A 25519-nucleotide genomic window follows, 5' to 3' on the forward strand; every position below is an offset into this window, starting at 1 on the left:
CGCCTTATGGCGCCGCCTCTTTGAGCTTGGTGATCTCATCGCGCAACTTGGCGGCGGCCTCGAACTCCAGATTCTTGGCGTGGTTGTACATCTGCTCTTCCAGCTCCTCGATACGCGCCCAGCGCTGCTGATCGGTAAGCGGTTTCTGATCGGCTTTGTAAGCGGCGCCCTTCTCCGCAACTTTGCGGCGGGATTTGGGCACCCCGGGAGCGATGGCGCCCTCCATGATATCGGCAACACTCTTGCGAATCCCTTTGGGGGTAATGCCGTGCTCGGCATTGTGCGCCAGCTGCTTTTCCCGCCGGCGCTGGGTCTCCTCCAGCGCGCGCTTCATGGAGTCGGTGATTTTGTCCGCGTACAGTATTGCCCTGCCCTCCAGATTCCGCGCGGCACGGCCGATGGTCTGGATCAGTGAGCGATCGGAGCGCAGGAAACCCTCCTTGTCGGCGTCGAAGATGGCCACCAGAGAGACTTCCGGCATATCCAGCCCTTCCCGCAACAGGTTGATCCCTACCAGCACATCAAATTCGCCGATGCGCAGGTCGCGAATAATCTCCACCCGCTCTACGGTATCAATGTCAGAATGCAGATAGCGCACCCGCACGCCGCTCTCCTGTAGGTATTCGGTCAGATCCTCCGCCATGCGTTTGGTCAACACGGTAATCAACACGCGCTGATCCTTGTCCACGCAGCGGTGGATTTCCGACAGGGTATCGTCCACCTGTGTTGCCGCCGGGCGCACCTCCACTTCCGGGTCCACCAGGCCGGTGGGACGAACCACCTGCTCCACCACCGCCCCGGCGTGCTCCTGCTCGTATTTCCCCGGGGTCGCGGATACGAAGATGGTCTGCGGTGACAGATTCTCCCACTCTTCAAATTTCAGCGGCCGATTATCCAGCGCCGAGGGCAGACGGAAACCGTATTCCACCAGGGTTTCCTTGCGCGAGCGGTCACCGCGGTACATACCGCCGATTTGCGGCACGGTTACGTGGCTTTCATCGATAAACAGCAGCGCATCGTGCGGCAGATAGTCAAACAAGGTGGGCGGGGGCTGACCAGGATCCCGCCCGGACAGATAGCGGGAATAGTTTTCCACGCCGTTGCAGTAGCCGAGCTCCTGCATCATTTCCAGATCGTAACGGGTGCGCTGCTCCAGCCGCTGGGCCTCCAGTAGCTTATTGTTGTCGCGCATCTGCTCAAGGCGCTCTTTCAGCTCGCCCTTGATCTGATCAATGGCGTCGACAATGGTTTCTCGCGGAGTCACGTAGTGGGACTTTGGAAAGATGGTGATGCGCGGAACCTTCTGCAGCACCTCCCCGGTGAGCGGGTCGAACAGGGTAATTTCTTCGATCTCTTCATCGAACAGGGACAGGCGCACCGCCTCCAGGTCCGAATCGGCGGGATAGATATCAATGATATCCCCGCGCACCCGGTAGGTGGCGCGGCGGAAATCCGCATCGTTGCGGGTGTACTGCAGCTCAGCCAGGCGGCGCAGAATCGTGCGCTGATCAACGATATCGCCACGATCCAGGTGCAGCACCATCTTGAGGTATTTGTCCGGATCGCCCAGGCCATAAATCGCGGACACGGTCGCCACCACAATCACATCCTTCCGCTCAATCAGAGCTTTGGTCGCGGACAGCCGCATCTGCTCGATATGCTCGTTGACCGATGCATCCTTCTCAATAAAGGTGTCCGACGATGGCACATAGGCTTCCGGCTGGTAATAGTCGTAGTAGGAAACGAAGTACTCGACCGCGTTGCGGGGAAAAAACTCTTTCAGCTCGCCGTACAGCTGAGCGGCCAGGGTCTTGTTGTGGGCCATCACGATTGCGGGCCGCTGCAGGCGCGCGATCACGTTGGCCATAGTGAAGGTTTTACCGGAGCCGGTTACCCCCAGCAGTGTCTGATGCGCCAGGCCATCCCCCACCCCTTCAACCAGCGCCTCGATGGCGGCTGGCTGATCCCCTGCGGGCTCGTATTTACTGGCAACTTCAAAAGGACGGGTTTCCATGGGCCGACTACCACTCCGGTTTCGCTTCACACCCGGCACTCCGGGGTAGGAAATTGTAGGCGCACACCCCGGTGCGGGACAAATTCGGTGTTCCACCGGAGCGGGCGGCGAGAAAATAAACACTGCAAAATCAAAGGCTTATTTTTAGGTAAAAGGGTTGACCTGGTTTGGGGTGCTCTATAAGATACGCGCCACCTGACCGGGACGGCATTTGCAAGACCGATCAGACAGTTCCGCCTTAGCTCAGTTGGTAGAGCAAATGACTGTTAATCATTGGGTCGCTGGTTCGAGCCCAGCAGGCGGAGCCAATTTCAAAATGTTCGTAGCGACACTGAATTGCCACGAAGATTTTATTTAGAGCTATGCTCTTTCAGGGCCACCTTCACCAAGAGGCAGGCGCCCTAACCAAAAATTCCGCCTTAGCTCAGTTGGTAGAGCAAATGACTGTTAATCATTGGGTCGCTGGTTCGAGCCCAGCAGGCGGAGCCAAACAAAAAACCCCGTACCCTTACCGGTTACGGGGTTTTTTATTGCCTGTCACCTGCGGGACTTTGATCGGCACCGCCTGATCATCACCGGTATCCAGCACCAGGGAGCCTGTACGGGCTCCGGGGCACCCCCGAAACCCATTGAACTTGCTCGCTAGACTTCCGGCACCTCACCGGTAATCCGCTGAACCCGGCGACTGCCTGATGCAATTGGCAGCTGGCGCACCTCCGCCCCCTCGGACACATCCTGCGACGCAGCAATTCCGGACGCATTCGCTTCCGACAACTGTGTCCAGACCGTATCCACGAGCTCCTGTTTTGGCGTGTAGTCTTTCACCGCCTCAATCAGCAGGCGATGTACGGCAACACAATCCTGGCGCGCGCAGGCTTGCTTCAGCTCAGCCAAGCACGACTGCAGCTGATCACTGGGCAAGCGCTCTTCCTCTGCCCGCATGATCATCGGGTGATCGGTGCCGGCAACGGCATCCCCCAGCAACAGCTCCTCATACAGCTTTTCACCGGGGCGCAGGCCGGAAATCTGAATTTCGATATCGCCATCGGGGTTGGCCTCGTCGCGCACGGTGTGGCCCATAATCTGAATCAGACGGCGGGCGATATCCAGAATACGAACCGGCTCCCCCATATCCAGCACAAAAACCTCGCCCTTGCGCCCCATGCTTCCCGCCTGCAATACCAGCTGCGCTGCTTCGGGAATAGTCATAAAGAAACGGGTCACCTTGGGGTGAGTCACCGTCACCGGCCCACCAGCGTTAATCTGATCGGTAAACAGAGGAATCACGGAGCCGGAGGATCCGAGTACGTTACCAAAGCGCACCATACACACCCGGGTACGCCCGAAGCGGCGCCCGAAATCCTGACAGATCAACTCGGCCAGGCGCTTGGTTGCCCCCATCACGTTGGTCGGGCGCACTGCCTTATCGGTGGAAACCAGCACAAACTGCTCAACCCCACAGGCCTCGGCGGCCTCCAAGACAGAAAGGGTACCCAGCACGTTATTTTCCGCGCCCACTACCACGTTCTGCTCGACCAGCGGCACATGCTTATAGGCCGCCGCATGATAGATCGTCTGCACACCAAAGGACTGAATGATCTCACCCATGCGCTGGCGGTTGCGCACGTCGCCCAACAGCGCTGTCACTTCCACCTGCAGACCTTCATCCTGCTGCTGTTGCTGCAGCTCTCGCTCAATCTGATAGAGAGAGAACTCGGAGGACTCCAGCATGATCAGCTTGGTCGCTTCCCACTGGATGATCTGTCGGCAGAGCTCGGAACCAATGGAGCCACCGGCCCCCGTCACCATCACCACCTTGCCGGTGATGGATGCGGAGACCAGTTCTTTTTGCGGCTCGACCGGAGCGCGACCGAGGATGTTTTCGTAAATCTGGGCCACATCGGATACGCGGCCGGCGCTGTCCACCAACTCTTCCATACCCGGAATGACTTTCACCACGATACCGCGCTCACGCAGACTACGGGTGATCTCACGGCGGCGGCGCTTGGGCACTCCCGGCATCGCCAGCAGAATTTCGGAGATATCCCGCTCGGCAATCACATCAAGAATATTGGCTGGGCTGTAAACCAGTACGCCATCAATCAGCGTATTCTGCTTGGAGGCATTGTCGTCAAAAAAGGCGACGGTCTTGTACATCTCACCGTGCACCAGCCCCTTGTACAACTGCAGGCCGGCAGTGCCCGCGCCGTAGATGGCCACGCGGGTTTTGTGGATCTCCAGTGCCATCTGGTAATAGATACGCACCAGCCAGCGGGATCCACCCACGGTAATCAGGGCGAAACACCAGTAAATCACGGGCACCGATCGCGGAACACCGGCATAGGTGAGATAAGAAGCCACCGCGAGTACCACCGCCGACGCGGTAACCCCCTGTAGAACAGCGACAATCGCCTGCTGCCCCATGTAACGGATTACCGTACGGTACAGCCCCAGGCGAAGAAAAATAAAACTGCTGGAAATAAGCGTCATGGCCAGACACAGCGCCATGGCAGGTTCAGTCACCGTGCTGGCACCGTTAAAACGGATAGCCATGGCGAGCAAAAACGCAGCCGTGAGCATCAGCAGGTCATAGCAGAGCATCAAGAACGGCTTGTAGTTTTTCTGCGCAGCTTTATAAAAGCTATTCACCAACCCCCCAAAAAATTCCTTTACCGGGCACTATTGGCCCTTGCATAACAATAAACATCCGAAACTTCCTTTCCGGACTAATCACAACACTCCGGATGCTACCAGCAGCAGGGCCAGCAAAGACGTGCTCAACATCACGGCCAATTCGATAAACAAGGACGTTTTCACACCGTGCTTCAGCGCCATCCGCTGATAGAAATGCTGGCGATGCGCCTCCCACCAGCGCTCTTTACGCAGCACTCTGATCGCCAGGGTAGCCGAGGCATCCAACCAGAACGGCAGGAATACCAGCAGTGGAATCAGCACCCCAAAGGCCCCCTGCTGCCACCCCGCGATACTCACCGCAAATGCCGCCAGGCCAATGACTGTGGCCCCCGCATCGCCGAGGAAAATTTGTGCACGCGGCCAATTGTAGTACAAAAAAACGACACTACTTGTTGCGATCAGCAGACAAATACTTCCAATTTGCGGCACGTCTCGCAAGAAACAGATTACCCCAAGAGTCGCAAATCCGATCGCGGTCATACTGCCGGCAAAGCCATCCATGCCATCCATAAAGTTGTACAGATTGACAACCCATACACCGCCCAGCACCAGCAGCGGCCATAAAACCGACGACCAGGACCCAGAAAGCGGCGGGGCCAGCACATATAACAAAATGCCGACGGACAAAATCTGCACAGAAAAACGCACCCGCGCACTCAATGACCGCAGGTCATCTGCCAGAGAAATCACCAGCAACGCAACAAAGGCAAAAACAATGCCAGGATGAATTTCAGGCTGACTGAGCAGGAAACCGACCACGGCACCCGACAACAGGCCCCACCCACCGGTCCGCGGCACCGGTGTTTCATGCAGGGAGCGATGGTTGGGGGCATCCAGGGCAAACTCACCCAGACGCGTAAGTAGCAAGCGCAACACCAATGCAGTGACAGCAGCGGACGCTGCGCAAAAAAACAGCAATGACCACCAGCCGTGGTCAAAGTACGCCCCCATCAATGATCCCCGTCAAAACCCCGTAAATACTGACCATAGCGTCGACTTGCGCGCCAACCCAGTGCATTTTTTATTCGCGCTGAACTATATAGCTCGCTCCTTGTAACATCAAGGAAACCTGGCTTAACTCCCAGATGGGGCCCCGCAACAACAGGTCACGCTAGCCCACGACGCATATTTGCCCAAAAAAGAAACAGCGCCCTGAGGCGCTGTTTCGATACTTATTTACAACTGGATCCGATTTTTATTCTTCTCCAGCGTGGCTACGCCGATCCCTTTGATCTCCAGCAGCTCTTCGACACTGGAAAAGCTGCCGTTTTCTTCCCGGTACTGGACGATCAATTTTGCGCGAGCCTCACCCACACCATCCAGCGCAGCAGACAACTCCTCTGCAGTGGCGGTGTTCAGGTTCACCACCTGTACTGTCTGTGTCTGCGGTTCTTCTTCGGCGAATACCGCGGGCACATTGACCAGCAATATGGAAAGGGCAAACAGTACGGCAAGCGGGAAACGAAACAGTTTCATGGCAAATTCCTTTTCTTGTAATTGCACTAAGCGTTATGGTCTTCAATCCGTGGGACCACAAACCTCCCCAGGCGGGAGCACTCTATCAAACAATCCCCGGGCTTTTGACCCCTGAGCCATTACACGTTATTACAGCCGGTCACCGCATTTTACCCGTGGCGTAACCGGAGTCAGCTCCCTGCCAGCTCTTCGACGATCCCCTGCAACGCCACCGCGGGATCGTCCGCAGCGGTAATGGGGCGCCCGATCACCAGATAATCCGAGCCATTTCGTACCGCATCTGCCGGGGTGACGATACGACGCTGATCATCTGCCGCTGCGCCCGCCGGGCGGATACCCGGTGTCACCAGGGCGAAATCCTCGCCACAGGCGGTTTTGAGGGCGCTCGCTTCACGGGCTGAGCAGACCACGCCATCCAGGCCGCTCTCTTTGGTGAGCCTGGCCAACGCCACAACCTGTTCGTTCAGGCTTCTGCCAACCCCTACCGGAGCCAGTTCTTCCTCGGCGGTACTGGTCAGAACGGTTACCCCGATCAGCAATGGGCGCTTGGCGCCGAAAGGCTCCAGCGCTTCGCGCGCAGCACGCATCATGCGCTCACCGCCAGATGCGTGCACATTCACCATCCACACACCGAGATTGGCCGCCGCACGCACGGCTGCGGCAACGGTGTTTGGAATATCGTGAAATTTGAGATCGAGAAAAACCTGGAATCCCTGCGCCACCAGCTTCCGCACCAGCTCCGGACCGGCGATAGTGAACAGCTCTTTTCCGACTTTGACACGGCAAACTGCCGGATCCAGCTGCGCGGCCATCGCCAGAGCGTCGTCGGCATTATCGTAATCCAGAGCCACGATGACCGGAGAAGAAACAGATTCAGTCAATGAACACCTCAGTGTCAGATATTGGAGATTAAATTCGATGATCGGGCCGAGGCTACTCGCCCTCGATCCCTTTGACCGAGCGCACCGTATCCCAACGCTTACAGCTGGGGCAAAGCCAGTGCAGCTGATTGCCGGAGAAACCGCAGTGGTTGCAGCGGTAATGCGGACGGCTTGCGATCAATTGATCGATCAGGTTTTTCAGCAGGTACAGATTTTCCCGCGAGCGCCCTTCCGTACTATCGATATGCAGGTTGAGGAAGTGCCCCAGCCCACGCAGCGATGGGCGCAACGCCAACTGTTTACCCATAAACGCCGCCGCTTCCGCTTCACTCTGATGCTGGTGAATTCGCTCAGCCAACGCAATCAAAACGCTGTTGGTGGGGTGCTCTTTCTGCAGCGCCTCCAGGTAGCGCTCGAGCCCCCGCTCATCCCCCAGCGTCTCGTAGCAGGTAATCAGTAGCTCAAGGATTTCAGGGATATAGTCGGGATTCTGCCTGGGTACCCGCTCAAGCACCCGAATCGCTTCCTGTGGGCGCCCCAGTGTGTGCTCGAGGCGACCCAGCAACAGGTTGGCACGCACGGAGTGGCGGTCATAGCCCAGTGCTGCGTCGATGTGCTTGCGCGCGCTCAGATAATCCTTGCCGTTGATGGCCTCTTCCGCCAGTTCACAGCAGAAGTGCGCCTGTATCGGTGCCCATTCACTGGACAGGCGCTTGAAGCGGCGGCCATGCAACAGGTTTACCGCATGGATTCCCTTGGCCCATTCGCGCTCGTCCCGATACACCTCAACCAGATATTCCAGGCTGGTAGTGCGCAGCTCCGAGGAGGTCTCCACCAGCTCCTGGAGCAGGCGCTCGGCCCGGTCAAGCCAGCCCGCGGCAATATAGTCCCGCGCCAATTCCAGTTGCGCCTTTTGCTGACTGATGCGGTTGAGACTGGGGCGGGCAAGCAGGTTCTGATGCACCCGGATCGCCTGGTCGTGCTCGCCGCGCTTGCGCAGCAGATTACCGAGTGCCAGGTGGGTTTCGAGAGTGGCGGTGCTGACTTCGAGCGAGTCGATAAACTTTTCAATGGCGTCGCCGTGGCGCTCACTCAAAAGGTAATTCAGCCCCTGCGCATAGGACTGCGCCAGGGCCTGATGCTCATTGTTCTTGGCACCCTTTTTCTTGCCACTTTTGCGGCCGAGATACCAACCAATGGCGATGGCTGCAAAAATGAAAATGAAAAATGTCAGGTCGCTCAAACTACTCTCCGGCAACCTGTCGGCGGACGGTGTGCAGCTCGCGCTCGGTGCGCAGCAGTTGGCGCTCCAGCCCTTTTACCCGGCGCCGTTCGGTCCAGTAAGGCAACAGGCTGGCGAGGAACCCCAACAGAGCGCCAATCAGCAGGAAGCCGATCAGCCAGAAGCCCACACTGCCGGCAAACAATGGGTAACCGGCAAAGCGCGGCGTAATGCTCTCAGGGTTGTCGACCGCAAAATAGACACCCAGCGCAATACACGCCAAAGCCAATATCCCGAATAGCAGACGCGATATCCAGCGCAGAAATGACAAGCGAACCTCCGGTTCCGGAAGGAATGTGAAAATCTAAAAGTCCGTTACAGTGTTAGCCCACTGTGACCAGCTCGGCAATGGAATCCTCCTACGCGACTTATGCGTCCTCGTAGACATCCCGCTTCATCTGCTGGTTTACCCTATCCCTGAGCTCTTTTCCCGGTTTGAAGTGCGGCACATACTTGCCGGCAAGCTCGACGGAGTCACCGGTTTTGGGGTTGCGCCCGGTACGCGGCGCGCGATAGTGCAGAGAAAAGCTGCCAAAGCCGCGAATCTCTATGCGCTCCCCTTCCGCCAGTACACTCGACATGGTGTCCAGCATGACTTTGACCGCCAGCTCTACATCCTTAACCGGCAGCTGATCTAACCTCAGAGCGATCTTCTCGATCAGTTCAGACTTGGTCATGCAGTCCGCAATCCTTTCTAAGTCATTGATTATTCTGGAATAGCGGCAATCATCTAATAGAAAGCCGGACTGGGCAACCCCAGTCCGGCTTTCGCATAGCTTCAGCTCATTGAGCCAAAACTCTTAATAACAAGACTTTATCAGTCTTTGTTATTCATCTGCGCCTTGATCAGGTCACCGATAGTCGCCGGCTGAACCTGCTCAGCCTGCTTCTTGCTGTGATCCTTGATGGCTTGCTTCTCATCGTCCTGATCTTTGGCCTTGATGGAGAGGCTGATCACGCGGTTCTTGCGATCCACGCTGGTGATCTTGGTCTCTACTTCTTCGCCTTCTTTCAGGGCGTTGCGCGCATCTTCAACCTTGTCGCGGCTGATTTCGGAAGCGCGCAGTACGCCTTCCACTTCATCCGCCAGAGTGATGATGGCTTGCTTGGCATCCACTTCTTTGATGGTACCCATTACGATGCTGCCGCGATCGTTGGTGGCTACGTAATCAGAGAACGGATCGGATTCCAGCTGCTTGATACCCAGGGAGATACGCTCGCGGTCGGAGTCGATACCCAGGATAACGGTTTCCAGCTCGTCACCTTTCTTGAACTTGCGCACGGCGTCTTCGCCCGCTTCGTTCCAAGAGATGTCGGACAGGTGAACCAGACCGTCGATGCTGCCGTCCAGACCGATGAAGATACCGAAGTCGGTGATGGACTTGATCTTACCGGAGATCTTGTCGCCTTTAGCGAATTTACGCGCGAAGGCATCCCACGGGTTTTCTTGACACTGCTTGATACCCAGGGAGATACGACGACGCTCTTCGTCGATGTCCAGAATCATTACCTCGACTTCGTCGCCAACATTGACAACTTTGGACGGGTGAATGTTCTTGTTGGTCCAATCCATTTCGGATACGTGCACCAGACCTTCCACACCTTCTTCCAGCTCGGCGAAGCAGCCGTAGTCGGTCAGGTTGGTGACAACCGCCTTCACGCGGCTGTTCTCCGGGTAACGCTGCTTGATGGATACCCAGGGATCTTCGCCCAATTGCTTCAGACCCAGGGATACACGGCTGCGCTCGCGGTCGAACTTCAGTACTTTTACTTCGATCTCGTCGCCAACGTTCACGATCTCGCTCGGATGCTTGATGCGCTTCCAAGCCATATCGGTGATGTGCAGCAGGCCGTCGATACCGCCCAGATCTACGAAAGCACCGTAGTCGGTCAGGTTCTTCACGATACCTTTGATCGCCATACCTTCTTGCAGGCTGGCCAGCAGGGCTTCACGCTCTTCGCTGTTGGCGGCTTCCATCACGGCGCGACGGGAAACAACAACGTTGTTGCGCTTGGCGTCCAGCTTGATCACTTTGAAGTCGAGCTCTTTGCCTTCCAGGTGCGCGGTATCGCGAACCGGACGAACGTCTACCAGAGAACCCGGCAGGAACGCGCGGATGTTGGCAACGTCAACAGTAAAGCCACCTTTAACCTTGCCACTGATAACACCTTTAACCACTTCGTCTGCAGCGTGTGCAGCGTCGAGGATTTTCCAGGCTTCAGCGCGCTTGGCTTTTTCACGGGACAGACGGGTTTCACCGAAACCGTCTTCTACCGCTTCCAGGGCAACCTGTACTTCGTCGCCCACCTGCAGTTCCACTTCACCTTTGTCGTTCTTGAACTGGTCCGCAGGGATAACGCCTTCAGACTTCAGGCCCGCGTGCACGGTTACCCAGTCTTTGTCCACGTCGATAACAACACCGGTCACGATGGCGCCGGGTGCCATTTCTACGCTTTTCAGGCTCTCTTCAAATAGTTCAGCAAAGCTCTCGCTCATTACATTACCTATATAAGTGGACTCTACCGAGGGCGACGAAATAAGTGTCAACCGCCAGTGAAAGTCCCACCGCGCTGCCAGCACGCGGGTCGGATTACAACAACGGCCGGGCGATTCTGGCTGATCCCGGCCGTCATTGTTAAAAAACTGTTACTGGAAAGCGGTTCCCAGTGTGGCTCAACCGATGCGATTTTGTACCAGTTCGAGCACTTTCTGCAGAACATCATCTATAGCGATGTCCGTGCTATCCAGCACCACGGCATCATCTGCCGGGGCCAGAGGGGAGGCTGCGCGGTTCATATCCCGGTCGTCCCGGGCGCGGATGTCCTCCAGCAGGTCGCGGAGGCTAACAGAACCCCCCCTGCCCTGCAACTGAGCAAAGCGGCGGCGGGCGCGCTCTTCCGCACTGGCGGTCAGGAACACCTTGACCGGCGCGTCGGGAAACACTGTGGTACCCATATCGCGCCCATCCGCCACCAGTCCCGGCCATTCGCGAAAGTCCCGCTGTCGCTGCAGCAAGGCTTCACGCACGGCGGGTAGCGCCGCCACTTTGGAAGCAGCCATGCTGACCCGCTCCATACGGATATCCCGGCTGACGTCCTTGCCATCCAACACGGCACTGACTTCACCGCCGGCAATGGCGAAGCGGATATTCAGGTTCGCAGCAATCTCCGCCACTCTTCCCTCATCCGCCAGATCCACTTCCGCATTCAGCGCCGCCAGTGCCGTGAGGCGATACAGAGCCCCCGAGTCCAGCAGAACATAGCCGAGCCGGTCGGCCACCAGCTTGGCAATGGTGCCCTTGCCGGAACCGCTGGGTCCGTCGATGGTGATTACGGGGGCGTTGTTGGTCATTTCAGTCTCACGCACTTTGGTACTACTTTAGTTGGCCGTCACTGCCTTTGGCAGGTCTTCTGCCAACCCTCCGGCAACTAACCCTGGGAAACCACCCGCAGGTTCATCCCCGCACCCTTCGCCAGTTCGGCAAAATTCGGGAAGGAAGTGGCAACATTCGCACAGTGCTTGATGCGGATATCCGCACCCGCGCGCAGCGCCGCCACCGCGAAGGACATGGCAATACGGTGATCGCCGAGGCTATCCACCTCACCGCCACCGAATACCGCACCTTCACTGCCTTTACCCTGGATCACGATGCCATCCGGGGTTGGCCTGGCATCCACGCCAAGAATCTCCAGGCCGTCGGCCATGGCCTGAATACGGTCGCTTTCCTTTACGCGCAGCTCTTCGGCACCGGTCAGCACGGTCTCACCTTCAGCACAGGAAGCCGCAACAAAGATTGCCGGGAATTCATCAATGGCCAGCGGCACCTGGTCTTCCGGAATCTTGATCCCCTTCAAGGGCGCGTAACGCACGCGGATATCCGCCACCGGCTCGCCACCCACTTCTCGCGGATTCTCCAGGGTGATGTCCGCACCCATGGCACGCAGAATATTGATCGCGCCATCCCGGGTCGGGTTGATACCCACGTGCTGCAGCAACACATCGGAGCCCGGCGCAATGGAGGCCGCCACCATAAAGAAGGTGGCCGAGGAAATATCTGCAGGCACGTCGATATGACCGGCGGTCAATTTGCCGCCGCCTTTCAGGCTGGCGCGGGGGCCGTCGCGGAGCACTTCATAGCCGAAGCCCGTCAACATCCGCTCCGTGTGGTCCCGGGTCGGCGCCGGCTCGGTGGTGCTGGTTTCGCCATCGGCGTAGAGACCCGCCAGCAGCACACAGGATTTCACCTGGGCACTCGCCATGGGCAGTGTGTAGTCGATGGCTTTCAGCGTATGGCCGCCTTTGATCTTGAGCGGCGGACGCCCATCTTCACCAGTCTCCACAACCGCACCCATTTCCCGCAGCGGGTTGGCCACGCGATTCATCGGGCGCTTGGACAGGGATTCGTCTCCGGTCAGTACGGTATCGAATTTCTGCCCGGCCAGCAGACCGGCCAACAGACGCATGGAAGTACCGGAGTTACCCACGTACAGGGGACCGGGAGGGGCCTGCAGACCGTGCATGCCCACACCGTGAATGGTAACGCGACCATCGACCGGCCCTTCGATCACCACGCCCATATCGCGAAACGACTGCAGTGTAGCGAGCGCATCCTCCCCCTCGAGGAATCCTTCCACCTCGGTGACACCTTCCGCCAGGGAACCCAGCATGATCGAGCGGTGGGACATGGACTTATCGCCAGGCACCCGCAGATCGCCGTTGACTGCACCACCCGGTTGGGCAACAAAAGTAACTTCCTTCGCTTCCATAGTTTCCGTATACGCTTTTTTGGCCAGCATTTTGGTGAAATGATCCCGCGCCGCCTTGGCCCGGGTAAATACCCCCATCAACTGCTCGCTGTCGCCGCTGGCAATGGCACTGCGCAGTGAAGCCAGATTGGAGGTGTATAAATCAATGGATTTCAGAATGGCATCGCGGTTGGCGAGCATGATGTCCCGCCACATCACCGGGTCACTGGAGGCGATACGGGTGAAGTCGCGAAAACCGCCGGCGGCATAGCGAAAAATATTTTCGTTTTCCGCATCGTGGGCCAGGGTATCCACTAGACCGAAGGCGATGACATGGGGCAAGTGGCTGGTGGCGGCGAGCACCTCGTCGTGCTCGTCCACAGGCATACTCAGCACTTCCGCACCCACCGCTTCCCACATTTTCTGTATGCGGGCCACATGTTCACCCCCGGTACTTTCCAGCGGGGTGAGAATGATACGGTGCGCGATATACAGATCGTCGCGTGCCGCGGTCACACCACTTTTCTCTGAGCCGGCAATCGGGTGCCCCGGCACCAGAAACGCCGGCACCTCACCCCAGATATTCCTGGCCGCGGCAATCACACTACCTTTTACGCTGGCGCCATCGGTAATGGTGACACCTGCCGGCACTCGGTCTTTCAGTTGGGCGAAGACCGCCTCGACAGTCAGGGTGGGTACCGCAACGAAAATCACATCCCCGGGCTCCAGCTCCGGCAAAACGTCGGCAATATCGGTAACCGCGCGATCAACAACCCCCAACGCTACCGCCTGTTCGCAGGTCTGCGGGCGGCGAGCTACGCCGATGACTTCACGACAACCGCTGGCCGCCTTCAATCCCAGCGCCAGACTGCCACCAATCAACCCAATGCCGACTACAACCAGACGACCCACACCGGCCGCCGCATCCTGCCCTGTCGTCATCCCTGCTTCCGGCATTTACAGAACTCCGCGCGGGTAGGAGCCCAGCACTTTCATATCCGACGCACAGGCACCGACGTCTTTCAGAGCGGCAGCAATATTCTCGGTATCGCGGTGACCGACAAAATCAATAAAGAACACGTAGGTCCAGTTTCCGCTCTGGGACGGCCGGGTTTCCACCCGGGTCAGATCGATCTTGTGGGTCTGGAACGGCACCAGCAGATCGTGCAGCGCACCGGGCTCGTTGCGCATGGATACCATCAGCGAGGTTTTGTCGTCACCACTGGCGGGCACCACCTGGGTGCCAATAATCAGGAAGCGGGTGGAATTGTCCGGGCGATCCTCAATTTTTTCGTTGAGGATTTTCAGGCCGTACATATCCGCCGCCATATCCCCGGCAATGGCCGCCGCATTCCATTCACCCTTGACCCGCTTGGCCGCCTCCGCGTTGCTGGCCACCGCCACACGCTCCACGTTCGGGTAATAAGAGTCCAGCCATTTGCGACACTGTGCCAGGCTCTGGGCGTGAGAATAAATCCGGGTTATGGAGTCCTTGCGGGTGATATCGGAAATCATCAGGTGCTGGTGAATACGCAGCTCCACTTCTCCGCAGATTTTCAGGTTGGACGTCATAAAGTTGTCCAGGGTGTGGTTCACCACACCCTCGGTGGAATTCTCCACCGGCACCACGCCGTAATTTACTGCACCGGCTTCCACCTCGCGAAATACTTCGTCGATGGCCGCCAGTGGCTTGGATACCGCTGAGTGTCCGAAATGTTTGAGCGCCGCCTGTTGAGTAAACGTACCCTCGGGCCCCAGGTAAGCCACCTTCACCGGCTCTTCCAGGGCGAGACAGGCGGACATGATTTCGCGAAACAGGCGCGCCATCTCTTCGTTGGTCAGCGGCCCCTGATTGCGCGCCATGGCCTTACGCAATACCTGCGCTTCGCGCTCGGGACGGTAGTAGAGCGCATTTTCGCCGTTGTTTTTTTTGACCTCGGCCACTTCCAGCGCGCAGTTGGCACGCTCGGAAATCAGCCGTGCAATTTCGCTGTCGAGACCGTCAATACGGTCGCGCAGTTCGAGCAGGCGCTCATCCTGCTTGGGCTTCTCTTCAGACATAATTTTCGCCCTCTTACTCAATCCTTCCAATCAATTCTCGGCTGCGATCAGCCATGGCGCTGCTCGAAATCCGCCATAAAGGCAACCAGCGCTTCTACCGCCTCCAGAGGCACCGCATTGTACAGGGAAGCACGCATACCCCCTACCGAACGGTGCCCTTTCAGATTCAGCAAGCCCGCCGCTTCGGACTCCTGCAGGAACAGTTTGTCGAGCTTCTCATCCGCCAGCACAAACGGCACATTCATGCGCGAACGACTATCCTTCGCCACCGGACTGGAGAAGAAGTCGCTGCGGTCGAGAAAGTCGTACAGCAATGCCGATTTTTTCTCACTCAGTTCCGCCATGGCAGCGACGCCACCCTGCGCCTTCAGCCATTTGAACACCAGGCCGGACAGATACCAGGCAAAGGTCGGCGGCGTGTTATCCATGGAGCCACCGGCTGCGGCAATCTTCCAGTTCAGACTGCGAGGAATACCCGGCAATGCGCGATCCAGCAGGTCATCGCGCACAATTCCCACGGCAATTCCAGATGGACCGATATTTTTCTGCGCACCGGCATAAATAAAGCCAAATTTCTCCACCGGAATCGACTGCGACAGAATGCAGGACGACATATCCGCAACCAGCGGGCTTTTCACTTCCGGAATATAGGGGAACTCCACACCACCAATGGTTTCATTTGGCGTGTAGTGGAAATAGGCCGCGTCGTCACTTTCCTGCCAGCTGTCCGCCGCCGGCGCATAGCTGAAGTTGCGATCTTCCGAAGAGGCCACAATATTGACCTGGCCATACCGGCTGGCCTCCTTGATCGCCTTGTCCGCCCACTGACCGGTATGAATATAGTCGGCAGACTTGCTGCCAACACCGAGCAGATTCCAGGGGATCGCACTGAATTGCCCAGTGGCCCCGCCCTGTAAAAACAGCACTTTATAGTTGGCGGGAATGGCCAGCAGGTCCCGCAGGTCCTGCTCAGCAGTTTCTGCGACTTGGGTAAACTCCGGTGAACGGTGGCTCACCTCCATCACAGAACAACCCAGACCCTGCCAGTCCAGCAACTCTTCCTGTGCCTGCCGCAATACCGGGTCCGGCAACGCCGCAGGTCCCGCACAGAAATTAAACTTTCTCATCGACTCACTTCCACTGAGAACAACCATTAAACTTGGATAGATTCTTTGGCTTTAGACGCAAAGTTGAGATGAACAACCCGCCTTTTCACGCCTGTGATTACAGCCCTTTCGCCGCTAGCCACCTATCGGAAACTGGAGTCAAAAAAGGCCGCGATAATTCGCAGCCTTTTTGAGTCAAATCGGGTTCAGCGCTTACTCCTCGGCAGCGCCGCCTTCGGCCGCCTCACCCTCTTCATCCTCCGCTTCCTCAATACGCGCCAGACCAACCAGGTGCTCATCCCCCTTGAGGCGGATTACCCGGACACCCTGCGTATTGCGACCAAGGATAGACACCTCATCCACTCGGGTGCGCACCAGCGTACCCTGATCGGAAATCAGCATGATTTCCTCTGACGGGTGTACCTGACAGGCCCCGACCAGCGCACCGTTACGCTCGCTTTCCGCAATCGCAATCACACCCTGGGTACCACGTCCCTTGGTGGGGAAATCGGACGTCGCTGTGCGTTTGCCGTAACCGTTTTCAGTGACCATCATCACCGAGCCACCCTCTTCCGGAATCACCATGGCGATAACGTAGACGCCGTCGGCCATGCGGATACCGCGCACGCCACGGGAAATACGCCCCATGGAACGGACATTTTCTTCGGCAAAGCGGGCCGCCTTACCGGCGCTGGTCAGCAGCAGCACGTCCTGTTTGCCGTCGGTGACTGCAGTAGCCACCAGGCGATCGCCCTCTTCCAGCTCAATGGCCCGCAAGCCGACACTGCGGGGACGTGAGAAGGCGGTCAGCGGTGTTTTCTTGACGGTACCATTGGCGGTGGCGAAGAAAATAAAGTGATCTTCATCGTACTCAGACACCGGCATCAGGCTGCTGATACGCTCGTCGTCTTCCAGCGGCAGCATATTCACCATCGGACGACCACGGGAGGCGCGGCCGGCGGTAGGCACTTCATACACCTTCAGCCAGTACACCTTACCCTTGTTGGAGAAGCACAGAATGGTGTCGTGGGAGTTGGCAATCAACAGGTGCTCAACGAAGTCTTCGTCTTTTACCTGGGTGGCAGATTTACCCATACCGCCGCGGCGCTGGGCCTGGTAGTCCGCCAGCGGCTGACTCTTGGCGTAGCCACCGTGGGAAATGGTCACCACCTTGTCTTCCGGGGTAATCAGGTCTTCTACAGAAAGATCCTGACGGGAAGCCACGATGTCGGTACGGCGCTCGTCGCCGTACTCTTTTTCCAGCACTTCCAGCTCTTCGCGAATCACCTGCATCAGGCGCTCGGGACTGCCGAGGATCTCCAGATATTCGGCGATCTGCTCCAGGCGCTCGCTGTATTCCGCCAGCAGCTTGTCGTGCTCCATCCCGGTCAGGCGGTGCAGACGCAGCTCGAGAATGGCCTGGGCCTGTGCCGGCGAAAGGTAATAGGCACCGTCACGCATTCCGAATTCTTGCGGCAGATCGTCCGGGCGACAGGCGTCGGCACCGGCGCGCTCCAGGAACTGCTCGACCTCACCCACCGGCCAGCCTTTGGCCAGCAGCGCTTCGCGGGCTTCCGCCGGCGTGGCGGAGGACTTGATCAGCTCGATGACCGGGTCGATATTGGAGATGGCAATCGCCAGACCTTCCAGAATATGACCGCGCTCACGGGCTTTGCGCAGCAGATATACGGTACGACGGGTCACCACTTCCTGGCGGTGACGGATGAAGTATTCCAGCAGCTGCTTGAGGTTCAGCAGCTTGGGCTGGCCGTCCACCAGCGCCACCATGTTGATACCGAACACACTCTCCAGCTGGGTCTGTGCGTAGAGGTTGTTCAGCACCACATCGCCCAGTTCGCCGCGCTTGAGTTCGATGACTACCCGCAGGCCGTCTTTGTCGGACTCGTCGCGCAGCTCGGAAATACCTTCAATTTTCTTTTCTTTTACCAGCTCGGCAATCCGCTCGATCAGGCGCGCCTTGTTCAGCTGGTAGGGAATCTCGTGAATGATGATGGTTTCGCGATTGGTTTTATCATCGCGCACCACTTCCGCCTTGGCACGGATATAGATACGTCCGCGACCGGTGCGGTAAGCCATCAGGATGCCCGCGCGGCCATTGATGATCGCGCCGGTGGGGAAATCCGGGCCGGGGATATACTCCATCAGCTCATCGATGGTCAGCTCGCTGTTATCGATCAGCGCCAGACACCCCTTTACCACCTCACTCAGATTGTGCGGCGGAATGTTGGTGGCCATGCCCACGGCGATACCGGAGGAACCGTTGACCAACAGGTTGGGCACCCGCGACGGCAGGACTTCCGGCATCTGCTCGGAGCCGTCGTAGTTGTCGATGAAGTTGACGGTTTCCTTGTCCAGGTCGGACAGCAGCTCGTGGGCGAGCTTGTCCATGCGGATCTCGGTGTAACGCATGGCGGCCGCGCTGTCACCGTCGATGGAACCGAAGTTACCCTGACCGTCCACCAGCATGTAACGCAGGGAGAACGGCTGCGCCATACGCACGATGGTGTCGTACACCGCACTGTCGCCGTGCGGGTGGTATTTACCGATGACATCACCAACCACACGGGCCGACTTTTTGTAGGGTTTATTCCAGTCGTTTTTGAGTTCGTTCATTGCGTAGAGCACGCGCCGATGCACCGGCTTCAGACCGTCGCGCACATCCGGCAACGCACGGCCCACAATCACGCTCATCGCATAGTCGAGGTAGGATTGCTTCAGCTCTTCTTCGATATTGATCGGAGAAATTTCTTTGGCTAATTCGCCCATATTTCCAGGCATTCCTTATCGTTAACGCCGCCCGCGGGGGAGGCCCCGGCTATACCTGTCACCACCACCCTTCTCTGGGGGCGCACAGCAACAGGCTGGGAACTGGTGGGGCCAGCAAGTCACGGACCCCGATCAAGCGGGCGATTCTAGCACATCAGACGCCAAGTGCGGACTTGTTCGCGCACCTTCCCACAGTTAAAGTCTGCGCCTTCACAACGGAACAAAAAACACACAGCAGCCATGGCCAACCCCACCGCACCCGACCCAAAAGCGCACAACAAGCAGCCTATCGACACCCTGATTCACGCTCGCTGGATCATTCCAGTGGTCCCGGAAAAGCGATTGTACGAAAACTGCTCTTTGGCCATCCGCGACGGCATCATCACCGCCATACTGCCAAGCAACGAAGCCCGTAATCGCTTCACCGCCACAGAAGAGCTGCAACTCGGCGAGCAACTGCTGGTCCCGGGGTTGATCAACACCCACAACCACGCCGCCATGAGCCTGCTGCGGGGTTTTGCCGACGACTACCCGTTGATGACCTGGCTGGAAAAACATATCTGGCCCGCCGAACAGCAGTGGGTCAGCCCGGAGTTCGTCACCGACGGCACCCGACTCGCCATGGCGGAAATGCTCAGAAGCGGTACCACCACCTTCTCCGACCAGTACTTCTTCCCGGAAGCCACTGCCGCAGCCGCACGCGAAGCCGGAATGCGCGCCCAGATCGCCTTCCCCGTCATCGACTTCCCCAACAACTGGTCCCGAAACGGCTTTGATGCCATCGAAAAAGGCCTCGCCCTACGGGATGACTACCGCTCCCACCACCGGATCGGACTCGCTTTCGCCCCCCACGCCCCCTATACCGTGGGCGACGAAACCCTGAAGAAAATCGCCATCTACGCCGACGAACTGGGGATGTCCGTACAGATGCACCTGCACGAAACCGCCGGCGAAGTGGAGCGCGCGGTGGCCGACACCGGCCAGCGCCCCACCGAACGCCTCCACCGCCTCGGCCTGCTCTCCCCCCAATTCCTGGCCGTGCACATGACCGCACTCAACGACAGTGACATCGCCCTGATCCAGAAAACCGGCGCGCACATCAGCCACTGCCCGCGTTCCAACCTCAAGTTGGCCTCCGGATTCAGCCCGGTGGCAAAGATGCTCGAAGCCGGTATCAACGTATCCATCGGTACCGATGGCGCCGCCAGCAACAACGGCCTGGACATGCTCGCGGAAACCAACACCGCCGCCCTGCTCGCCAAAGCCGTCTCCGGCCAGGCCGACGCCCTCCCCGCTCACCAGGCCCTCGCCATGGCCACCATCAACGGCGCCCGCGCCCTGGGGGTCGACGACGTCACCGGCAGCATTGAAGTGGGCAAAGCCGCAGACCTGTGCGCCATCGACCTCAGCGCCCTGGAGCAACAACCCCTGCACGACCCGCTATCGCAGCTGATCTACACCGCCAATGGCCACCATGTGCGCAATGTCTGGGTCGCGGGCAAGCAACTGCTGAAAGACCGCGAACTCACCACACTCAATGAAGAAGAACTGCAGCAACGGGCGGCGAACTGGCGTGATAGAATCGCTGGTCTTAGCAATTAAGCCCGATCAACTGGATCCGCTTACGCAGCACAACTCTCAGAATTGAAGGCCGTGCTGGCGGGGGCTTCTCGCGGGACCGTCTGCGGCCTGGATGGCCGCAGCCGAGCCCCCATGGACGGGTTTACGGCGTGTCCCGCGAGAAGCCACCGCCAGCACGGCCGCCACAGGGCCATCTAAAAGCATCAACAATGGCGACCCATATCTGATGACCAACGTAGATCCGGCGGAAATCGCCAAATTTGAACAACTGGCCAGCCGCTGGTGGGACCAGCAGGGTGAGTTCAAACCCCTGCATGAAATCAACCCCCTGCGCGCCAATTACATCGATCAGCGCGCGCCCGTTGCCGGCAAAAAGCTGCTGGACGTGGGCTGCGGCGGCGGTATTCTCACCGAGGCCATGGCGCAGCGCGGCGCCGACGTCACCGGCATCGACCTCGGCGAAGCACCACTCAACGTGGCCAAACTGCACGCCCTAGAATCCGGCGTACAGATCGACTACCAGCGCATCCCCGTAGAAGAGCTCGCCGAACAGGCACCGGCCAGCTACGACATCGTCACCTGCCTGGAAATGCTCGAACACGTACCAGACCCATCTTCCGTAATCCGCGCCTGCGCCAGGCTCGTCAAACCCGGTGGCCACGTCTTCTTCTCCACCATCAACCGCACCCCCAAAGGCTGGCTGTTCGCCGTCGTCGGCGCCGAATACGTATTGCGCATGCTGCCCAAAGGCACCCACGAATACGGCAAATTCATTCGCCCGTCAGAACTCGGCCGCTGGGTGCGCGAAGCCGCGCTGCAAACCCGCGATATTACCGGTATGACCTACAATCCCCTCACCAAGCAGTACAAACTCAACCCGAGGGACGTCGACGTCAATTACCTGATGCACACCATTCGCCCGGCGGAATAAATTCAGAAGTACCTGACTATGAAAGCTGTACTCTTCGATCTCGACGGCACCCTGTTCGACACCGCCCCGGACTTCGTGGTGGTGCTCAATCAATTGCGCGACCAGGAACAGCTGCCACCACTGGCGGATGCCACCATCCGCGAAGTCGTCTCCAACGGTGCCCGCGCCATGGTACGCCTGGGTTTCGGGGTGGACGAAGGCGAAACCGGATTCGACATACTGCGCCAGCGCCTGCTGGATCTCTACCTGATGCACCTGGCCAAACACACGGTGCCCTTCCCCGGTATCGAGAAACTGCTCAATCAACTTGCGGAAAATGGTATTGCCTGGGGTGTTGTCACCAACAAGCCCTCGGCCTACACCATCCCGTTGATGCAGGCCTTTGCGCACCTGCCCACCCCCGGCGCCATCATCTGCCCGGACGATGTCACCCATCGCAAGCCTGACCCGGAACCCATTTTGCTTGCCTGCAGCCGCATCGGCTGCGACCCTGCGGAAGCCATTTACGTCGGCGATCACGAGCGCGACATTATGGCTGGCCGGGCAGCGGGTATGCCCACTATCGCCTGTAGCTACGGCTATATCGATACCGGTGACGACCCGGAAAACTGGCAGGCCGACCACCTCATCCACCACGCGGATGAAATCTGGCCGCTGCTGGAAAAACACTACCTGAACAAATAACTGCGATACGCAATTTCCCATCAAACACGCGATCAACGAGTCTGCATACAGCAATGTCCGAAACCATTTCTAATTACCAGGCACCCACCGACCTGCTCAAAGAAAAAGTCATTCTGGTTACCGGCGCGGGCGACGGCATCGGCCGGGTGGCCGCCAAAACCTTCGCGGCCCACGGCGCCACGGTTATTTTGCTGGGCCGCACAGTACCCAAGCTGGAAGCGGTGTATGACGAAATTGAAGCCGCCGGCGGTGCCAAGCCGGCCATCCTGCCGGTGGACCTTTCCGAAGTGCGCTGGGAAGAGCTGGAATATCTGGCCCAGGGCGTAGACCAGGAGTTCGGCCGCCTGGATGGCCTGCTGCACAACGCCGGCGTCCTCGGCCAGCGCACTCCCATGGCCAACTACCACTATGCCACCTGGCAGCAGGTGATGCAGATAAATGTGAACGCTGCTTTCGGATTAACCAAGGCCATGCTGCCTCTGCTCGAAGAATCGAAAGCGGGTTCAGTGATCTTCACCGGTTCCGGCGTAGGACTCAAAGGGCGCGCCTATTGGGGTGCCTATGCAGTATCCAAGTTCGCCACCGAAGGCATGATGCAGACTCTGGCCGATGAAGTGGAGGGTGTCTCCAATATTCGCGTCAACAGCATCAACCCCGGCGCCACCCGCACCAATATGCGCGCCGCGGCCTACCCGGCGGAAGATCCGGCCTCGGTGACCACCCCGGAAGACATCATGCCCACCTACCTGTATCTGATGGGCGATGACAGCATTGGCGTGAACGGCAAGCAGTTTAATGCCCAAGGCTGATTGCGCCCGTAGAGACCCCGGCAGCAGTGGTGCACTGCTGCCCGTCTGATTACACTTCCCCAATCTCGACCCGTTTCCATTCCAGGTCGACCGCCAGGTTCCGGGCATAAATCAATCGCCGGCGAGGGGATATGACCGACCACCGTTCCAAATCCATAGTCCGTTCAGGCCGTAGCGCCATACCCAGCCGTTCAGGCGACGCTGACAGAGAGAACCTGGGCGTACTCACCAGCGAGTCCCGCAACCCGGACACACAGGAAATCGACCTGCTCCCCACCCTGGGTATCCTGGAAAAAATCAACAATGCGGACAGCGGTGTCCCCGGTGTGGTGCGGCAGGTTCTGCCAGAAATCGCCGAAGCCGTGGACAGAGCTGTTGAGGCCTTCAAAGCTGGCGGCCGGCTAATCTATATGGGTGCCGGCACCAGCGGGCGCATCGGGCTGCTGGATGCGGTGGAATGCCCCCCCACGTACGGGGTTCCAGAGGGTATGGTGGTACCACTGATCGCCGGTGGCGAAGCAGCGGTGCACCGGGCCCAGGAAGGTGCGGAAGACAACCCCGCGTTGGGTGAACAGGACCTCCGCAGCATCAAGTTGACCCCGAAAGACATGGTTGTGGGGATTGCCGCCAGCGGCCGCACGCCCTATGTCACCGGCGGGTTGCGCTACGCCCGCGGCCTGGGTTGTACAACCGTAGCTCTGGCCTGCAATAAGAACGCCGCCATTGCCCGGGAAGCGGATATCGCGATCCTGCCAGAGGTCGGCCCGGAAGTGCTGACCGGCTCTACCCGCATGAAAGCCGGTACCGCACAAAAGCTGGTACTGAATATGCTCACCACAGCCAGCATGATCCGTATTGGCAAAAGCTTTTACAACCTGATGGTGGATGTAAAAGCCACCAACCAGAAACTGGTGGACCGTACCCGCCGTATTGTGGTCGAGGCGACCGGTGTCAGTTATGAAGAGGCGGACCAGGTGCTGGCCCGCTGCGATCACAACGCCAAGCTGGCAATCATGATGCTATTGAGCGGGCTGGAACGGCAGGAAGCGGAAGCGGCCCTGCACAAGGCCGACGGTTTTTTGCGTCTGGCGCTGCAGAACCTACAGCAACACTAAGCTCGATTTTTCCGGACAAAAAATACCCGGATCGCAAGGAGCCCTCACGCAAGCCGGGTATTCGCACATTGAAGAGAGAACCTCGGCGAGGCTTACTCCTCGCTGTGATCAATATCCTCGACCACCTCTTCCACCTCGTCGGCCATTTCATGCATTGCCTCTGAAGTCTCATCCAACGCATGCCCCATGGCTTCCGGCACGTCGGCAAAAACGTCTTCTTCGGCGGAGGCCATCATATCGCCAGCAGCGTCCTCGGAATGCTCTACCGCGGCCTCGGCTTCAGCCACGGCAGATTCAACCTCCTCAACAATCTGCTCTTCCTCGACCACAACATCCGTCTGCGGTGCAGTGGATTCAAGATTTGCGTAATAGAAGTAACCGCCCACGGCGGCAATGGCAATTGCGGGAATCAACAGCTTTTTCATATTCGGCCACACCCCTGAGAGTTGTTTATGATGTTTTATGATTTTTGTAAGCTCACGCCTCGAATATTCTTCCACGGTGTGCCAATTGGAAATGTGACAGGCAACTCAATTTACAGGGCGTAGCCCGCGAGACTGTTACACTATCCGCCGGACCCAACGAACGGACCTGACATTATGCGAAAAATAGGCGCCCATTCTTTACTGTGCCCCAGTGCTCTCCGGACCACCGCCTTTCTGCTTCTACTCGCACCGGTTTTTGCGTCACCACCTGCCAGTGCTGAAACCCTGGAAGACACGCTGCGCCGCTGCACCGAGTTCAGCAACGACCAAAAGCGACTCGCCTGTTTCGATAAAGCGGCGGCAAACCTGAAAGCGCGTGCCGAATTGCGCTTTGGTCATGAGGGGAAAGACATCGCCGAAGAGGCCCCAGAATCCATCTCGGCCACCATTACCAGTGCCGCGGAAGGCGCCCACGGGAAATTTACCTTCACACTGGACAATGGCCAGGTGTGGCGGCAAACCAGCAGTGGCCGCGCCATCTGGCGTGAAGGCGAGCAGGTCACACTGGAGCGCGGCGCCCTGGGGTCGTTTTTTATGCGCAAAGCCACCGGTGGCCGCTCCCTGCGGGTCAAACGTATCAAATAGCCACCCACGTCGGTAAAACCGCACCGTCAGGTGCGGTTATAACTGCCCCAAATAAGCCCCCTCCGCTTAACTGAAAACGCCTCTATAGGGCTTTTGCCTGTCAAAAAACGTGAAATCCCGGGAACGTGCGGGGTTTTGCCGCCTAAATACCCACCACTCCACGGTCCTTCCGGAATCAGTACTCGGGGGTCCGATTTTTTCAGGCGCTCGTTTCCACAAGCCGTGCGCGGTCATCTATAGTCAAGTGGTCCGCATGGCAATTTTTGCGCCATGCCGCGATCC

At 58.3% G+C, this 25519-nt stretch carries 21 protein-coding genes and 2 tRNA genes; 8 read left to right on the top strand and 15 right to left on the bottom strand.

Annotated features, from left to right (window positions below; all coding sequences use genetic code 11):
• Nucleotides 1–4: 4 nt before the first annotated feature.
• Nucleotides 5–2014, bottom strand: a complete 2010-nt coding sequence (uvrB, locus tag LRR79_RS12775) for an excinuclease ABC subunit UvrB (protein WP_231757582.1) — start codon at nucleotides 2012–2014, stop codon at nucleotides 5–7.
• 232 nt (nucleotides 2015–2246) lie between these two features.
• On the opposite strand from uvrB, the gene LRR79_RS12780 reads away from it, so the two are divergent.
• Together LRR79_RS12780 and LRR79_RS12785 are read left to right on the top strand one after the other, a co-directional pair.
• Nucleotides 2247–2322, top strand: a tRNA-Asn gene (locus LRR79_RS12780).
• A gap of 105 nt (nucleotides 2323–2427) precedes the next feature.
• A tRNA-Asn gene (locus LRR79_RS12785) sits at nucleotides 2428–2503 on the top strand.
• A gap of 153 nt (nucleotides 2504–2656) precedes the next feature.
• On the opposite strand, the gene LRR79_RS12790 is transcribed toward LRR79_RS12785, so the two are convergent.
• From LRR79_RS12790 to gyrA, 13 genes are all read right to left on the bottom strand, one after another.
• Nucleotides 2657–4663 (bottom strand): polysaccharide biosynthesis protein, encoded by a 2007-nt coding sequence (locus LRR79_RS12790; RefSeq protein WP_231757583.1) that lies wholly within the window; start codon nucleotides 4661–4663, stop codon nucleotides 2657–2659.
• An 81-nt stretch (nucleotides 4664–4744) separates the two neighbouring features.
• Entirely contained in the window at nucleotides 4745–5479 is a 735-nt protein-coding gene (locus LRR79_RS12795) for an MraY family glycosyltransferase (RefSeq protein WP_231757584.1), read from the bottom strand.
• Between the two features lie 405 nt (nucleotides 5480–5884).
• Complete coding sequence (locus tag LRR79_RS12800) at nucleotides 5885–6184, bottom strand: ComEA family DNA-binding protein (RefSeq protein ID WP_231757585.1); 300 nt, start codon at nucleotides 6182–6184, stop codon at nucleotides 5885–5887.
• Between the two features lie 170 nt (nucleotides 6185–6354).
• Nucleotides 6355–7065, bottom strand: coding sequence for an orotidine-5'-phosphate decarboxylase (gene pyrF / locus LRR79_RS12805; RefSeq protein ID WP_231757586.1), 711 nt, complete (start codon nucleotides 7063–7065; stop codon nucleotides 6355–6357).
• 52 nt (nucleotides 7066–7117) lie between these two features.
• Complete coding sequence (gene lapB, locus LRR79_RS12810) at nucleotides 7118–8308, bottom strand: lipopolysaccharide assembly protein LapB (RefSeq protein ID WP_231757587.1); 1191 nt, start codon at nucleotides 8306–8308, stop codon at nucleotides 7118–7120.
• Between the two features lies 1 nt (nucleotide 8309).
• Complete coding sequence (locus tag LRR79_RS12815) at nucleotides 8310–8618, bottom strand: lipopolysaccharide assembly protein LapA domain-containing protein (protein ID WP_231491409.1); 309 nt, start codon at nucleotides 8616–8618, stop codon at nucleotides 8310–8312.
• Between the two features lie 97 nt (nucleotides 8619–8715).
• On the bottom strand, nucleotides 8716–9024 hold the full coding sequence (ihfB, locus tag LRR79_RS12820; RefSeq protein WP_043315886.1) for an integration host factor subunit beta: 309 nt from the start codon (nucleotides 9022–9024) through the stop codon (nucleotides 8716–8718).
• Between the two features lie 140 nt (nucleotides 9025–9164).
• Entirely contained in the window at nucleotides 9165–10844 is a 1680-nt protein-coding gene (rpsA, locus tag LRR79_RS12825) for a 30S ribosomal protein S1 (RefSeq protein ID WP_231757588.1), read from the bottom strand.
• A 177-nt stretch (nucleotides 10845–11021) separates the two neighbouring features.
• Entirely contained in the window at nucleotides 11022–11699 is a 678-nt protein-coding gene (gene cmk, locus LRR79_RS12830) for a (d)CMP kinase (RefSeq protein ID WP_231757589.1), read from the bottom strand.
• Nucleotides 11700–11776: 77 nt separating this feature from the next.
• On the bottom strand, nucleotides 11777–14035 hold the full coding sequence (locus LRR79_RS12835; protein WP_231757590.1) for a bifunctional prephenate dehydrogenase/3-phosphoshikimate 1-carboxyvinyltransferase: 2259 nt from the start codon (nucleotides 14033–14035) through the stop codon (nucleotides 11777–11779).
• Between the two features lie 15 nt (nucleotides 14036–14050).
• Nucleotides 14051–15154, bottom strand: coding sequence for a prephenate dehydratase (gene pheA / locus LRR79_RS12840; protein WP_255874472.1), 1104 nt, complete (start codon nucleotides 15152–15154; stop codon nucleotides 14051–14053).
• 47 nt (nucleotides 15155–15201) lie between these two features.
• Nucleotides 15202–16281 carry a 3-phosphoserine/phosphohydroxythreonine transaminase gene (serC, locus tag LRR79_RS12845; RefSeq protein WP_231757591.1) on the bottom strand — a complete coding sequence of 360 codons (1080 nt, stop codon included), beginning with the start codon at nucleotides 16279–16281 and terminating at the stop codon, nucleotides 15202–15204.
• A gap of 192 nt (nucleotides 16282–16473) precedes the next feature.
• Nucleotides 16474–19047 carry a DNA gyrase subunit A gene (gyrA, locus tag LRR79_RS12850; RefSeq protein WP_231757592.1) on the bottom strand — a complete coding sequence of 858 codons (2574 nt, stop codon included), beginning with the start codon at nucleotides 19045–19047 and terminating at the stop codon, nucleotides 16474–16476.
• Between the two features lie 240 nt (nucleotides 19048–19287).
• Here gyrA and LRR79_RS12855 point away from each other — a divergent pair, with 240 nt between their 5' ends.
• From LRR79_RS12855 to murQ, 5 genes are all read left to right on the top strand, one after another.
• A complete protein-coding gene (locus LRR79_RS12855) occupies nucleotides 19288–20649 on the top strand; it encodes a TRZ/ATZ family hydrolase (RefSeq protein ID WP_231757593.1) in 1362 nt (453 codons plus the stop codon).
• 205 nt (nucleotides 20650–20854) lie between these two features.
• On the top strand, nucleotides 20855–21559 hold the full coding sequence (gene ubiG, locus LRR79_RS12860; protein ID WP_231757594.1) for a bifunctional 2-polyprenyl-6-hydroxyphenol methylase/3-demethylubiquinol 3-O-methyltransferase UbiG: 705 nt from the start codon (nucleotides 20855–20857) through the stop codon (nucleotides 21557–21559).
• An 18-nt stretch (nucleotides 21560–21577) separates the two neighbouring features.
• Nucleotides 21578–22243 (top strand): HAD family hydrolase, encoded by a 666-nt coding sequence (locus LRR79_RS12865; protein ID WP_231757595.1) that lies wholly within the window; start codon nucleotides 21578–21580, stop codon nucleotides 22241–22243.
• Nucleotides 22244–22296: 53 nt separating this feature from the next.
• The gene (locus LRR79_RS12870) at nucleotides 22297–23052 is read left to right on the top strand and encodes a YciK family oxidoreductase (RefSeq protein WP_231757596.1); all 756 of its coding nucleotides are present in this window, start codon (nucleotides 22297–22299) and stop codon (nucleotides 23050–23052) included.
• A 131-nt stretch (nucleotides 23053–23183) separates the two neighbouring features.
• Nucleotides 23184–24167 (top strand): N-acetylmuramic acid 6-phosphate etherase, encoded by a 984-nt coding sequence (gene murQ / locus LRR79_RS12875; RefSeq protein ID WP_231757597.1) that lies wholly within the window; start codon nucleotides 23184–23186, stop codon nucleotides 24165–24167.
• Nucleotides 24168–24259: 92 nt separating this feature from the next.
• On the opposite strand, the gene LRR79_RS12880 is transcribed toward murQ, so the two are convergent.
• Nucleotides 24260–24592, bottom strand: coding sequence for a hypothetical protein (locus tag LRR79_RS12880; RefSeq protein WP_231757598.1), 333 nt, complete (start codon nucleotides 24590–24592; stop codon nucleotides 24260–24262).
• A 174-nt stretch (nucleotides 24593–24766) separates the two neighbouring features.
• Here LRR79_RS12880 and LRR79_RS12885 point away from each other — a divergent pair, with 174 nt between their 5' ends.
• A complete protein-coding gene (locus tag LRR79_RS12885; protein WP_231757599.1) occupies nucleotides 24767–25237 on the top strand; it encodes a hypothetical protein in 471 nt (156 codons plus the stop codon).
• Nucleotides 25238–25519: the final 282 nt, after the last annotated feature.

Origin of the sequence: Microbulbifer elongatus (genome assembly GCF_021165935.1) — a bacterium.
GTDB lineage: Bacteria > Pseudomonadota > Gammaproteobacteria > Pseudomonadales > Cellvibrionaceae > Microbulbifer > Microbulbifer elongatus.

Excerpts from the sequence above, each read along its gene's own strand:
- ubiG (WP_231757594.1), top strand. The coding sequence starts at position 20,855 with ATGACCAACGTAGATCCGGCGGAAATCGCCAAATTTGAACAACTGGCC.
- LRR79_RS12835 (WP_231757590.1), bottom strand. The coding sequence starts at position 14,035 with ATGACGACAGGGCAGGATGCGGCGGCCGGTGTGGGTCGTCTGGTTGTA.
- LRR79_RS12855 (WP_231757593.1), top strand. The coding sequence starts at position 19,288 with ATGGCCAACCCCACCGCACCCGACCCAAAAGCGCACAACAAGCAGCCT.
- cmk (WP_231757589.1), bottom strand. The coding sequence starts at position 11,699 with ATGACCAACAACGCCCCCGTAATCACCATCGACGGACCCAGCGGTTCC.
- LRR79_RS12865 (WP_231757595.1), top strand. The coding sequence starts at position 21,578 with ATGAAAGCTGTACTCTTCGATCTCGACGGCACCCTGTTCGACACCGCC.
- LRR79_RS12880 (WP_231757598.1), bottom strand. The coding sequence starts at position 24,592 with ATGAAAAAGCTGTTGATTCCCGCAATTGCCATTGCCGCCGTGGGCGGT.
- gyrA (WP_231757592.1), bottom strand. The coding sequence starts at position 19,047 with ATGGGCGAATTAGCCAAAGAAATTTCTCCGATCAATATCGAAGAAGAG.
- ihfB (WP_043315886.1), bottom strand. The coding sequence starts at position 9,024 with ATGACCAAGTCTGAACTGATCGAGAAGATCGCTCTGAGGTTAGATCAG.
- serC (WP_231757591.1), bottom strand. The coding sequence starts at position 16,281 with ATGAGAAAGTTTAATTTCTGTGCGGGACCTGCGGCGTTGCCGGACCCG.
- murQ (WP_231757597.1), top strand. The coding sequence starts at position 23,184 with ATGACCGACCACCGTTCCAAATCCATAGTCCGTTCAGGCCGTAGCGCC.
- LRR79_RS12870 (WP_231757596.1), top strand. The coding sequence starts at position 22,297 with ATGTCCGAAACCATTTCTAATTACCAGGCACCCACCGACCTGCTCAAA.
- pheA (WP_255874472.1), bottom strand. The coding sequence starts at position 15,154 with ATGTCTGAAGAGAAGCCCAAGCAGGATGAGCGCCTGCTCGAACTGCGC.
- LRR79_RS12800 (WP_231757585.1), bottom strand. The coding sequence starts at position 6,184 with ATGAAACTGTTTCGTTTCCCGCTTGCCGTACTGTTTGCCCTTTCCATA.
- uvrB (WP_231757582.1), bottom strand. The coding sequence starts at position 2,014 with ATGGAAACCCGTCCTTTTGAAGTTGCCAGTAAATACGAGCCCGCAGGG.
- LRR79_RS12885 (WP_231757599.1), top strand. The coding sequence starts at position 24,767 with ATGCGAAAAATAGGCGCCCATTCTTTACTGTGCCCCAGTGCTCTCCGG.
- rpsA (WP_231757588.1), bottom strand. The coding sequence starts at position 10,844 with ATGAGCGAGAGCTTTGCTGAACTATTTGAAGAGAGCCTGAAAAGCGTA.